At 57.9% G+C, this 12,871-nt stretch carries 10 protein-coding genes, 1 tRNA gene and 1 rRNA gene; 8 read left to right on the forward strand and 4 right to left on the reverse strand.

Translation table 11 applies throughout. The annotated features are described in order from the left end of the window. Positions 1 to 158: 158 nt before the first annotated feature. Positions 159 to 653, reverse strand: coding sequence for a hypothetical protein (locus tag G442_RS0111785; RefSeq protein ID WP_026398158.1), 495 nt, complete (start codon positions 651 to 653; stop codon positions 159 to 161). Between the two features lie 515 nt (positions 654 to 1,168). On the opposite strand from G442_RS0111785, the gene G442_RS0111790 reads away from it, so the two are divergent. After that, a complete protein-coding gene (locus G442_RS0111790) occupies positions 1,169 to 1,711 on the forward strand; it encodes a DUF4142 domain-containing protein (RefSeq protein ID WP_026398159.1) in 543 nt (180 codons plus the stop codon). Between the two features lie 476 nt (positions 1,712 to 2,187). Here G442_RS0111790 and G442_RS0111795 read toward each other — a convergent pair whose 3' ends face one another. Continuing rightward, positions 2,188 to 3,111, reverse strand: a complete 924-nt coding sequence (locus G442_RS0111795; protein ID WP_026398160.1) for a LysR family transcriptional regulator — start codon at positions 3,109 to 3,111, stop codon at positions 2,188 to 2,190. Positions 3,112 to 3,313: 202 nt separating this feature from the next. Here G442_RS0111795 and G442_RS22080 point away from each other — a divergent pair, with 202 nt between their 5' ends. The 7 genes from G442_RS22080 (at position 3,314) to G442_RS0111830 (ending at position 12,594) form a co-directional block, all read left to right on the forward strand. Beyond that, complete coding sequence (locus G442_RS22080; RefSeq protein ID WP_051292238.1) at positions 3,314 to 4,600, forward strand: allantoate amidohydrolase; 1,287 nt, start codon at positions 3,314 to 3,316, stop codon at positions 4,598 to 4,600. Next, a complete protein-coding gene (locus G442_RS0111805) occupies positions 4,597 to 5,406 on the forward strand; it encodes a TatD family hydrolase (protein WP_211229144.1) in 810 nt (269 codons plus the stop codon). The genes G442_RS22080 and G442_RS0111805 overlap by 4 nt, the downstream gene beginning before the upstream one ends. A gap of 185 nt (positions 5,407 to 5,591) precedes the next feature. Then, positions 5,592 to 7,868, forward strand: a complete 2,277-nt coding sequence (locus G442_RS22085) for a TonB-dependent receptor (protein WP_170230071.1) — start codon at positions 5,592 to 5,594, stop codon at positions 7,866 to 7,868. Next, on the forward strand, positions 7,858 to 8,994 hold the full coding sequence (locus tag G442_RS22090; protein ID WP_051292240.1) for a nucleoside hydrolase: 1,137 nt from the start codon (positions 7,858 to 7,860) through the stop codon (positions 8,992 to 8,994). The genes G442_RS22085 and G442_RS22090 overlap by 11 nt, the downstream gene beginning before the upstream one ends. A 155-nt stretch (positions 8,995 to 9,149) precedes the next feature. Next, the gene (locus tag G442_RS0111820; protein WP_026398162.1) at positions 9,150 to 10,457 is read left to right on the forward strand and encodes an NCS2 family permease; all 1,308 of its coding nucleotides are present in this window, start codon (positions 9,150 to 9,152) and stop codon (positions 10,455 to 10,457) included. 23 nt (positions 10,458 to 10,480) lie between these two features. Beyond that, complete coding sequence (locus tag G442_RS0111825) at positions 10,481 to 12,271, forward strand: adenine deaminase (RefSeq protein WP_026398163.1); 1,791 nt, start codon at positions 10,481 to 10,483, stop codon at positions 12,269 to 12,271. 89 nt (positions 12,272 to 12,360) lie between these two features. Next, complete coding sequence (locus G442_RS0111830) at positions 12,361 to 12,594, forward strand: hypothetical protein (protein WP_026398164.1); 234 nt, start codon at positions 12,361 to 12,363, stop codon at positions 12,592 to 12,594. Between the two features lie 47 nt (positions 12,595 to 12,641). Here G442_RS0111830 and G442_RS0111835 read toward each other — a convergent pair. Both G442_RS0111835 and rrf read right to left on the reverse strand, forming a co-directional pair. Then, positions 12,642 to 12,718: transfer RNA gene (locus tag G442_RS0111835), tRNA-Met, on the reverse strand. Between the two features lie 35 nt (positions 12,719 to 12,753). Then, positions 12,754 to 12,869 (reverse strand): 5S ribosomal RNA (rrf, locus tag G442_RS0111840). Positions 12,870 to 12,871: the final 2 nt, after the last annotated feature.

The raw sequence follows: 12,871 nt of genomic DNA on the forward strand, positions 1-12,871 counted from the left end.
GCGGTAATCCGCGTTCCGGAGATTTGCGCGCCCGCAAGAAGAATTCCGATTCCCGAACGAGGAATAGGGATTGGAAAGCTTCCTCTGGAAGTAATTCGAAGCCCCAAAGCTCACCAAACTTAGTGAGCTTTGCAATGGCCCTGCAAATCAGACTGACGTCATTGCGTGCGCGGGATTATAACAGAATCCGATGACTTCTTGTCGGTATTGAGAATCGTTGTCCCAGACTGCGTCGAATATGTGCCAGCCGCCGACTGGTTGGGTGTCTTTGGTGGGTGGAACGCAGAAACCGGCCCGAATATTCCGCCAGCAGAACTCTTCATGGTTCCTTCAGGCTGGCGAGCACACCCGCGTGTTATAATCGAGCAGACCCCGTCCGTGCCGATCACTTCATCATCGTCTCCAGTATAATGCACGTCCGACACCCGATCATGGTCCAGGCGAATGACTGCAGAACACGTAGTGCCGCCGCCGCCACCCAGTTGCTGGATGGTCGTGGCAATATCGCCAATGGGAACCAGGGTCGAGCCGCCGTAATTCGCTTGCGCGTGCGTTCCTGTATAAACATAAATTTGAGTCGTATCGTCGAGCTGCTTCGTAGAGGCCGGGATTCCCGCACAAGCCTGGAGATCGTAGGACGTCATCCCGATCATTGTGATTTGCGCCTTGTGCGCAGCCCGTGAATCGAAGTACCCACATCCCCCCAGACTCAAGGACAAAGAAGACATCGCAAGCAGGTTGAGAAGGCTTTGGCGGTTCATTGGTTCGGTCAGTCTCCGCAGACGATTCAGCACACACGCGTCAAAGCGTGCTTTCTCGCCAACCGTAGTTCGCTCTTTCACGTTTGCGCAAGCCGCAAAAGCAATTGCTTTTGATGGACAGGAAAAAGAAACGCATCTGATTCAATTCAAAAAATTTCGTAAAAAATTGTACAATATCATATTGTATCCCTTGACCACGTTCCTACCTCAGCACGACAAGCAGGGTTCTACTTCGCCATTGCCATTCCAACGCGCGGTCTGCATTATAAAAATATGCGCACGGTGCGCGCAGACCATGAATTCGAATACGCAGAGATCAGAGTTCTGCACACAAACGCCCCTTTTTTCTTCGTCTCCAAAACCACTCGGCTGGATGACGATGCGGGCTCAGGGAGAACCCATTACCCATGCCTCAGCAGTTAAGCCGTCCGTCGCTGACGCTACTCAGTTCCGCTATGATCATTTTCGCCCTCGGAGGCTGCGGAGGACCGGGACAGCCACCTGCGCCGCCTCTGCCCCCCCTGGAAAAAGTGACGCCGCTGGCGAGCGCCGACGCCGACTTCGTGCAGAAACTGAACGATATGGATCTCACGGAGATCGCGTTGGCCAAACTTGCTGCGACCCATGCCGCTCGCAACGATATCGCGGCGTTAAGCGTTACGCTTCTGAAAGATCACACCACGAATCAGACGACGTTGGCAAAGATAGCCGCCAAACACAGCCTTTCGCTGGCTACGGCCCCCTCGAATGAGGGACAGCGAATCATTCTCCGGATGAGCGGTGTGCATGGCGCAGCGTTTGATCGTGATTACCTCAAGTACATCAAGCAGAACTACAGAACGCTAAAGCCGACGCTTCGCGAGAGAGTCAAAAACTCGCAAGATGCGGACGTCGTCAGCCTCGCTAAAGATACTGAGAGCATGTTCTACGAGCACGAGTCATCATTCTGACGTGATTTTTCTTGTGAATGAAATGGAAAATATACCGATCAATGTGCGTTTTCCATTTCACATTTTTATTCGCAAAAAATAATCTTATTGGATGTGCTTCGCTCCGCCGCGAAAAGGCGCGATGATCACATCGCCCTACGCCGCAGTAAGTCTATCTTGATCCATTTTTGAAAGAAAAAACTGATCAAGGTGGACGATTTTTACCCAACCTGGTTTTCTTATCGGTCCGTTCGATCCCTACCGCGTATCGAAAGACTCCCCCCGATCAACGAAAACCTTTGCGTTGAAAATCGAATGGCTGGCTTTCTGTCCGTAGCATCATGCAGATCCGGCATTACAAAACATATGACACGCAAATTTCCCTATAAAATCTGAAGATAACCAACGTCTCCCAAATTGGACCGCAGAAACCAAACGGGACCCCAATGGCGACGGATTTCGTCCAATGGCCGAAAAATCTTCAGAATCGTGCAGTATCAGCTTCTCATGCGGGGCAGATCAGTCTGTTCTATTGCTTCCAGCGCAGCCTTGATTTCCTGGATGACAGGCTCCAGCCCGGGCCGCAACGCATTGGTGCTCGACACTATCAGCGACAGATTTTGTGGCGCCGTTTTTACGCCGGGCAACGGAAGAAAAGTACAATCCGCCAGATGACCCACTGCATCGAAATCGCGCATGATCGCGATCCCCAGGCCGCGCTTCACCATGTCGCACAGCAGCGCGACGTTATTTGACGTGAATACGACATTGAACGCCAGTGATGCTTCCGCAAAGAGATTTTCCACCGTCGACCACAAAGCCGTGGATGAGTCCGGGGCTATGATTTGGTAATCTAGGCAATCGGCCAGACGAATACGGGGTTTTTTTGTTAACGGGTGTCCGATATTTACGAGCGCTCCTATCCGCGACACCACCTGCGCCTCCACACGCAGACCCGTGAACGACGGCGGATCGAACGTCAAGGCGATGTCGCATTCGTTGGCGCGAATGAGGCTTGCTGAGGTCGTCGCATTGGCGACTGTGATCTTGAAGCGAAGTTTCGACGAAACTTCGTGCAGATGCGTGACAAGCGCAGGAATGAAGCTCACCGCCAATCCATCGGCGACAGCTACTCGCACCTCTCCTCCCTTGCCGCTACGCAACTCCTCTATGTGCTGAAGCAGCGTGATTTCATCATTCGACCAGCGCGCGATCTGTTGCGCAATCGCATTCCCCACCGACGTCAGCCGCAGGCCAGATGGAAGCCGATCGAATAATTTCACTCCCAGAGTCTGTTCCGCATTCAGCACTTGCCTGTCCACAGCAGACGCCGCCACGTTAAGCACGTCCGCCGCCTTTCTCATTGATCCCTGCGAAACAATCTCCGCGAAATATCTTGAAAATTTCGAATGGAAAACCATCGCTCGCCCTTTACCTGAAGATATGCCCCCCGACGCGACCTAGACCATCATATCGTTCTTAAATCATGCGTTCTAAAAAAGGCAACATTCCGTACGAAATTCCAACCTTTCTCGTAGAGGGCGACACTCCTTATAGTGCCGCCGTCCGCGCTGAAACGACGTCAAGGCCGGCGCCCCGCTCACTCATGTCTGGCGAACCTAAATGGATCGATTCATCGCGCACGACTCACGATCATCCGCACAGCGGGCGATGAACCGGTGCCGGGAGTTGAGTGAGGCGCCCTACAGCGATATTCCTGACGGTCTCTTTCGCCCTTTTCTGGGGTCGGCGCACACAGTCACATCAGAACGCGTCATGGCCTGGATGCAGGAAGCCGGTCTGTCGGTCCGGCGCGACGCGATAGGCACCCTTATCGGCCGATATGAAGGAGCGCAGCCCGACGCCCCTGCCTTGCTGATTGGCTCGCATATCGACAGCGTTCGAAACGGCGGCGCTTTTGACGGCATGCTTGGAGTCGTATTGGCGATCGAATGCGTGTCCGCGCTGCGGTCAAACAACCAGCGCCTGCCGTGCGCCATCGAGGTCGCTGCATTTGGCGACGAGGAAGGTTCCCGCTTCCCTCAATCCATGCTCGGCTCACGCACGCTCAGCGGCAAATCCGTTGGCTCAGTAGCCGGAATACAGGATCAGGACGGCGTCACCTTACAATATGCGCTGAAAGGCGTCGGCCTCGACATTGCCTGCCTTGAGAGGGCGCATCGCTCGCCACATGAGTTTCTGGGATATCTGGAACTCCATATTGAGCAAGGGCCAATTCTGGATAGAGAGGGACTGTCAGTTGCCGCCGTTGAGGCCATTGTCGGCATAAGACGCTTTCACGTCATCCTGAAGGGCGAAGCAGGCCATGCAGGCACCGTCCCGATGGAAATGCGTCGCGACGCCCTCGCCGCCGCGAGCGAAATCGTTCTGGGGATAGAGGCCTACGCCAATCAAAGCGAGGGACGGCTGCGCGCGACCGTAGGGAAGTCCGAAGCCTTTCCCGGGGCCATAAATATCATACCTGGCCGGGTCGCCTTTACCGTCGAACTACGGTCCGCTGATCGCTCCGGTCTGGATCTTAGCGTTCTCGACGTGACATCGCTGATCGAGACTATCTGCGCGAGGCGAAACATTTCAGCGACGATTTTCGATAGACAGGATTTCGAGCCCGCCTTGTGCGACACACGTCTCACCGCACGGCTTGAAGACTGTATCGAGACAGCCGGACACCCACGCAAACGCCTTGTGAGCGGGGCCGGGCATGACGCGATGATGATGTGCGACTGGATTCCCACGACTATGCTCTTTATCCGTAGCCCGGGAGGAATAAGCCACCACCCCGCAGAAACCGTCGAATTAAAAGACGTCGCCGCTGCGTTCGACGTCATGATGACCTTTGTCACATCGCTCGACGCATGGCGCGGGCGTCCTGAAGGAGAAATGCAATGAGCGCCGATAACGGGCTTGTGCTGGTCGACAGCCATTGCCACCTCGATTTCGACGAGCTGGAGCCCGATTTCGAAGACGTCCTGGCTCGAGCAAGGGCTGCAGGCGTCTGCCGCTTCGTGAACATCGGCATTCAGGTCAGCCGCCATCAGCACGCACTACAACGCACACAGCACCACGGCGATATTTTTCATTCGGTAGGCACGCACCCGCATTGGGCCGCCGAAGAAAATGACGTGACTGTGGAGCAGCTCATCGCGCTGGCGGCTCATCCCAAAGTCATCGGCATTGGCGAAGTCGGCCTGGACCGCATCCTCACCGATGCGCCATGGGACGCGCAGATGCGTAATCTTCTGGTCCATATCGATGCGGCAAGACACACACAGCTGCCCCTGATCATTCATTCCGTGGGCGAAGACCAAGAAATGGAGGCGACGCTGCGAAGGACGGACGCCGAAGGGCGTTTCCCCGTTGTCATGCACTGTTTTTCTGGTGGCTGGGATCTGGCGCGCGCCAATCTTGAGCTTGGACATTATATATCGTTTTCCGGCCTCCTGACCCATGACGGCCGCGAGGCTCTGCACGAGATAGCGGCCACACTGCCAGCGGATCGTATCCTTCTCGAAACCGACGCGCCGTCGCTTGCGCCAAAACCCTTCGAGAGCCAGAGAAACGAACCCGCCCACATTGTCCATACGCTCGACTTTCTCGCCCGCCTGCGAGGAGTTTCCCGAGCCGCGTTAGCGGCGCAGACCACGGAGAATTTCTTTCGCGTCTTCAAAAAAGCACCCCGCCCGCACGTATCTTGACAGCCGAGCTGGCGTTCTGTTTTTTAGAACGGGTAGCCACAAAAATTGCACTTGCCTGCACAAGATACGATAACGCAACATTGTGCGGTAATGGCTGTGCTTCGGCACAATAGAAAACTCAACCCTCAGCGCCGCGGTGGTAAATGACGCCTGTTAAGTTCTGCTCTGCTCGTTCCGTGCTTCTCATGACCGGATCGATAGGCGCACTTGTCATCGCAGGCAGCTCGACAGCAGTCGCGGCGACTACCCACCAGCCTCAAAAACGCGCTGTCGCAGCACACGCCGTCAGCCCGGCGGCGCCTGTCGCCGTCGCCTCCAGGCCGGTAGCGAAGGGGCGTCCCGCAGCGCGGCGACTGCCCCGCAGCGAAGAGGCCGTAACCGTCACGGCGCGGCGTCGCAATGAACGCGCCACCGACGTGCCTGAAGCCGTATACACGATAAAGCCGTCGCAGATTTCCACACTGACCGTCGCCGGCGACGATATCCGTTCTCTGGCTGGCCGCACGCCCAGCCTCAATATCGAGTCCTCTTTTGGCCGCACCTTCCCGCGCATCTATATCCGCGGCCTCGGCAACGCGAACTTCGACACCAACTCGGCCCAGCCCGTCGCGATGTACTATGACGACGTGGTGCTGGATAACCCGGTCCTGCGCTCCTTTCCGCTGTTCGACCTCGCAGACACCGAAGTGCTCGCCGGACCGCAAGGGACGTTGTTCGGTCGCAATACGCCTGCTGGCGTCATCAACATCCACTCAAAGGGGCCGGAGGACAAGACGACCGGCTATATCAGCCAGAGTTATGGCACGTTCAATTCCGCAGTTACGCAAGGCGCTGTGAATATCGCCGTCGTGCCGCACAAGTTCTCGATGCGGCTTTCGATCATCAACCAGCGCCGAGATAACTGGGTTCATAACGTCTATGACGGACCACGCTGGAAGAAGAGCCTGGAGGGTTACGAAGATATCGCAGGGCGCCTGCAGGGCCTGTACACCATTGATGATTCGGCCAACATCCTTTTCGAGGTCAACGCCCGTCATGTCGAGGGCACAGCCACCCTGTTCCGCGCCAATTTGTACCAGCATGGTTATCAGGGCATTCGTCCCGGCTACGATATCTACAACGTCTCGCAGAACGGCGATAACGCCCAAAATCTGACGACTGCAGGCGGGCATATCAAAGCCACGAAGAACTTCGCGCATTTCGGCGTTCAGCTGATCAGTTCCTGGACCGAAGGCTCCCTAAGCTCGATCGGTTCGATCGACGGCGGAAATCCTTCAACGGTCCCGTTCAGTGTTCAGACCGGAACGTCGGCGCCGAAAATCAGCCAGACGACGCAGGAACTCCGCGTCTACACCGTCAAAACCGGAAAGTTTTTTGACCAGGCTGGCGTCTACTACTTTAACGAATTTCTCGACGACTACGATTACAACTACAATTCGACAACTATGAAGACGACGGAACTCGCCAACCAGCGCCAGAACGAGAATTCAGTCGGCGTATTCGATTCCATGACTTATGACATTTTACATAACTTAAGCGTCACTGGTGGAATTCGTTACACATACGACTTCAAAAATTTCAGCGCGACACGCATTTTTGGCGGCGACGGCCCGCTGGCTCTGTCCCAGGCCTCGCACTCGAACAACATCAGCTGGGACGCGAGCGTAAACTACAAGATTACGCCGAACATGAGCGTCTATTTCCGCGCTGCGACGGGCTTTCTCGCCCCCAGTTTTCAGGGGCGTCTAACGAGCAACAGCTACATTTCCAAAGCGTCAGCAGAACGCAACACGTCGTTTGAGCTCGGCTACAAGGCGAACCTCGCACAGGGCCGCGTTCAGCTGACCGGCGCAGCCTATATGTGGAACACCAAGAACATGCAGCTGACGGCGTCGGGCGGAACGTCAAACCAGATCCAGCTGTTGAACGCCGATCATGTCGTCGGACGCGGGTTTGAATTCAGCGCACAAACTTACCCGATCGAGAATCTCTCGATCAGCGCCAACATGAGCTACAATTTCACCCAGATCCATTCTCCCGGTCTGGAGTCTGGCGCATGCGGCGTAGGCTGCACGATGCTCAACCCGATCGACGCGACGACCGGGCTTGCGAAAATCAATGGCAACGGCCTGCCTTATGCGCCCCGCTGGATCGCGAACCTGAACGCGTCCTACAGGATTCCGCTCACCAACACGAAACGACTCGTTCTGTCCACGGACTGGTCATGGCGTAGTCAGGAATTTTTCACGCTCTACCGTTCCGTAGAATTTGAAGGCAAGGCCCTGCTCCTTGGTGGCGCAAGCCTAGCCTACGAAGACACGAAGCATCACTACTCCGCCAGCGTCTACGTTCGAAACATCACAAACAAGGTCATCGGCATCGGCGCGCTCGATTTCGACAACTATACCGGTTACATCAACGACCCACGTATCATTGGAGGTTCGTTACGATATGATTTTTGATCGGATGACAGGCGCTGTCCTTCGCCGCGTCTCACTCGCCGCCGCCCTGACGCTGTCAATCGTCGCGACAGCCACAGCCGCCTCGCCGACTGACGCCGATCAGAATCTCGTTTTTATCGACAACGATTTTTCGGGACCTGGAGAGACTAATATCGAGTCTCTCTATCCTGCGCTATCCGATCCACACGCCAGGCTTCTGGGCGTCGGAGCTGTAACGGGCGATGCGTGGCGTGACGAGGGCGCCGCCCATCTCCTTGCCTTCCTCAAACAGGTTGGATGCCCGTCACTCCCTCTCTATTTGGGCGCGGAAATGCCGCTGGTCCGCACTGCAAACGAGATGTACGCCTGGGAGGCCCAATACGGCCGCATCATCTGGAAGGGCGCATGGCAACCCGCCAGCCCCCGCCACCCAACGGGGCACCCGGATCAACCGTCCCTGATCCCGGCGATGCCTGAAGGGTTTACGCCGACGCTTCCTCATGGGGAGAGCGCCGCTCACGCCATGATCGACGCGGTCCATCGTTACCCGCATCAGGTGACCATCGTGGCGGGCGGCCCCCTCACCGACGTCGCGCTTGCAATCAAGCTGGACAGTGAATTCGCCGGGCTCGCCAAACAACTGGTCTTCATGGGCGGCCTGCTGGACACGGATCATCCCCAGATCGCTGTCGAAAAAACACACGAGATCGATTTCTACACCGATTTCAACATGATCTTTGACCCGGAGGCGGCGCATATCGTGCTTACCGCTCCGTGGCGTAGCATCACCAATATGGGAAATGTCACGCTCGGCGTCCTGCTCAAGACGGAACTACGAGAGCAGGCCAAAGGAAAAAAAGCGCCACTCGCAGCATATTTCGCCCGTTACGCGCAGCCCGGCATCCCGATGTGGGATGAACTGACCACGGCGGTCGCGCTACATCCGGAACTGGTGACGTCGTCCGTAGACGCCACGATGGATGTCGAGATCGCGCGAGGGATGTTCTATGGTCGCGCCCACGCCCGCCCGCTGTCGCTGTCCTTGAAGGGCGCTCCGGTGGTACACATCGTTACGGCGGTCGATGCTGCAAAATTCTATCAGATTTTCGCCGAAGGATTCGATGGCTCGGCCCGTTGCTCACAGTAATCAACGGGCCGATGCCCTCCTAAAGAGCAGCCTCAATTCCTGAACCAAAACGTTAATGCTACAGACGCCGTTCATCGCCCTGACGAAGGAGACAGGCCCTGTCCACCCCCGACCTGCCCGCGGCGCCCCCTTCTGGTGGCGGCATTCTGCGTTTTTTGTCGCCGGACCGGGCCAATCCGCCTGAAACCAGTCTCACGCGCGAATTTCTAGCCGCACTGACGACATTCGGCGCGATGGGATACGTCGTGGTCGTGAACCCGCAGATTCTGTCGGTCACGGGGGCGGATCGGCACGCGTTGATCGTCATCACGGCGCTGGCGGCGATCGTCGGGTCGCTTTTCATGGGGTTCATCGGACGTCTGCCGATCGCTCTGGCCCCCGCCATGGGCACCAACACCGTGTTTGCCATGGCCGTGGCCGGAAGCGGCGTGTCTTACGGAACCGCGCTGGTGATGGTTCTGGTCGGGGGGATCGTTTTCACGCTGTTCTCGGCAAGTCGCCTGCGTGAACAGGTGGTGATGGCTTTCCCCGAAGCGATACGCACGGGGCTGCAATGTGGCCTTGGACTGTTTATCGCGAAGCTTGGCCTTATGGGCGGCGGCTTGCTGACCCGCGACGGGCATTTCGGAGATCTGCGGGAGCCGTCCGTGATGCTCGCCGGGGCCGCTCTGCTGGCCACTCCCGTTCTGTTGGCTCTGCGCGTGCCGGCAGCGTTGCTGCTTTCGATCGTCGCGGTGACGTTGATCGGTCTGCTTGTGCCGGGTGCGCATGGGGATGCGCTTACTCACCTTCCTGCCGCTCCGGTGCAGATGCCGCCCTGGCCCAGTGATTATACGTTCGCGTTCGATTTCGGGTCGTTCATGAACCATCTGGCGTTGGCCTTGCCGCTCGCCGGGTATTTTTTCCTGGGCGACTTCTTCTCGGCGACGGCGACCCTTATCGGCGTCACGCGCCGGGCGGGGCTGATGAATGCTGACGGAAAACTGCCAAACGCACGCGCCGCCTATCTTGCGGACGGGCTGGCCTCAATGGTCGGTTCCTGCATCGGCAGCCCGACGATCGCAGCGTATGTCGAGTCCGCAACCGGGGTCGAAACAGGCGGCAGAACCGGCTTGACCGCCATCCTCGTGGCGATCCTGTTCACCTTCGCGATGTTCTTCTGGCCGCTGATCGCCGCCGTTCCCGCTCAGGCCACCACGCCTGCGCTGGTCATGGTCGGCGTGATGATGATGGAGGGCATCCGCCATCTCGACTGTTCGAAGCTGGAAAATACAGTCAGCGCCGTTCTGATCATGCTTCTGACCGTCACGACGGGCAATCTTGTAATCGGGCTTGCTGCCGGTTCCTTTGCCTACACGTTGATGGCCCTCGCCCTGCGTATCCGGGTAGCGCCCGTGCTGCTGCTCACCGACTTATTGCTGGCAGTTTATGTCGCGCTCAGCGCCTTGACGCTGCATCACTGAAACTCCTGAAAGGGTCATCAAAAATGACAGAGATAAAGGCAAAGCCGGGGGCCGACCTCGATGATCCTGCGCTGCGCGATCGTGCAGTGAAAGCGGCGGCTGGCGAGCATCCTTTCGATATTCTTTTAACTGGCGGCCTCGTCGCCGATATGGTGACTGGCGAATTGCGGGAAGCTGACGTCGGTCTGGTTGGGCCGCTGATCGCAAGCGTGCATCCCAGAGGCGGACGAGCGGATGCCGCGCGCATCATCGAACTTGACGGCGCGGTGGTGGCGCCCGGCCTGATCGACACGCATCTTCATATCGAAAGCTCGATGATCACGCCCCGCAGCTACGCGGAAGTCGTTGTTCCGCAAGGCACCACGACAATCTGCTGGGACCCGCATGAAGTCGGCAATGTCGGCGGCCTTGACGCCGTGCGCTGGGCAGTCGCAGCCGCCCGCGACCTGCCGCTGCGCATTCTTGTAGAAGCGCCGTCTTGCGTGCCATCCGCTCCGGGCCTGGAGCGCGCCGGCGCCGTGTTCGACGCTTCCGCCATGGCGGAAATGCTTTCCTGGCCGGAGATCATCGGCGTCGCCGAAGTCATGGACATGCGCGGCGTCATCGAACGTTCGCCTCATATGAGCAGTATTGTTCAGGCTGGTCTCGACAGCGGCAAGCGCGTCTTCGGGCACGCACGCGGTCTGTCCGATGCCCCTTTGCAGGCTTTCTGCGCTGCAGGCGTTGAATCCGACCACGAACTGACAGGCGAGCAGGACGTACTCTCCAAACTCCGTGCAGGGCTCACGCTCGAACTTCGCGGGTCCCACCCCGACATGGCGATCGAAGCTGTAAAGGCGTTCGAGACGCTGGGCCATGTACCGCAGACGGTGACGCTCTGCACGGACGATATCTTTCCGGACGACCTTGTCGCCAAAGGCGGCGTGATCGCTCTCGTGCGTCTGCTGGTTACGGCAGGCATGAAGCCGCTGGATGTCCTGCGTTGCGGCACGCTGAACGCAGCGCGCTGGTTGGGACGTAACGATCTCGGCCTGATTGCGCCGGGTCGCCGAGCCGACATGGTCATCTATGGCGACCTGTCCTCCCTCCCGATTCAGCGTGTTTTCGTGTCAGGGCATGAAGCCGCAATAGGCGGCGCGCTGACGACGTCTCCCAGGCCGGACACGCTGATCGCACCGAAGGGCACAATGAAGCTCGCCCCGGTGACGGAAGCCGCGTTCCATATCCCCGCTCCAGATTTGGCCGACGGCGAAAAAGTCCGCATTCATACCGTCCATACACCACGCTTCACCCGTTGGGCGGAGCGGAACGTCGTCGTCCAGAACGGCGCGATCGTGTTGCCGGAAGACTGCATTATCATGGCGGTGTTCAACCGCTACGGCATGTCCGACAAACCAGGCATCGGTGTGATGGAGGGGTGGGGCGAATGGCGCGGCGCTTTCGCCACGACGATTCTGCACGATAGCCATAACCTCGCGGTGTTCGGCCGCAATCCCACCGATTTAGCAGCGGCCGCGAATGCCCTGATTGAGTGCGGCGGTGGCATGGCCGCTGTGATCGACGGCAAATCGACTTGCGTGCTCGACCTGCCCGTCTGCGGATTACTCTCTGAAGAGCCGCCGCTGGTTGTGGCCGAAAGGTTCGCGGCTATGCGCGCAGCGTCTCTGGATATCGCCACAGACGTTCCGGCGCCGTTGGTCAAGCTGGTCATTGGCGCCAGCCTTGCCTGCAACCCGGGTCCACATGTCACGGATCTCGGGATTACTGATGGTATGACCGGTCGGATTGTTACTGAAGCAATAGTGGCGCTTTAAACAGGCTGCCTATTTTTTATTATGAGTGGTTCGGTAATTGCAAAAGACTACTGAGCGAAGAGGTTTATCTGTCCGACGTCCCCGATGACGTGCCTGACCTGCTGCCGAGTGCCTCAGCGGTCTATGCCCGCAAGGTCGGCCGCCTGACCGACGCCCTCAACCGCCCCGAGGAACGGCTGGAAGCCGCCGAGGCGCTGCGGGCGCTAATCGAGAAGGTCGTACTCACTCCCGGCCCGAACCGGGGCGAGATTGACGCAATGCTGTATGGAGTAACTGGGCACGATCCTGACCTGGATCGAACGGCAAGCCATTGGAAAGGCTAAAAACACGAACACTCCCGGAGCTGGGCTCACGGGAGTGTCGGTATCGTTGGTTGCGGGGACAGGATTTGAACCTGTGACCTTCAGGTTATGAGCCTGACGAGCTACCGGGCTGCTCCACCCCGCGTTGGGTGATTATGTGTGTGTAGAGTGGGTTGGAAGACCTGGCGGCGACCGACTTTCCCGCGACTTAAGCCGCAGTATCATAGGCGCTGGGGTTTTTCACGTCCGAGTTCGGGATGGGATCGGGTGGATCTCTCCCCGCCATAGCCACCAGGTC

The organism is Acetobacter nitrogenifigens DSM 23921 = NBRC 105050 (assembly GCF_000429165.1).
Taxonomy (GTDB): Bacteria; Pseudomonadota; Alphaproteobacteria; order Acetobacterales; family Acetobacteraceae; genus Acetobacter; species Acetobacter nitrogenifigens.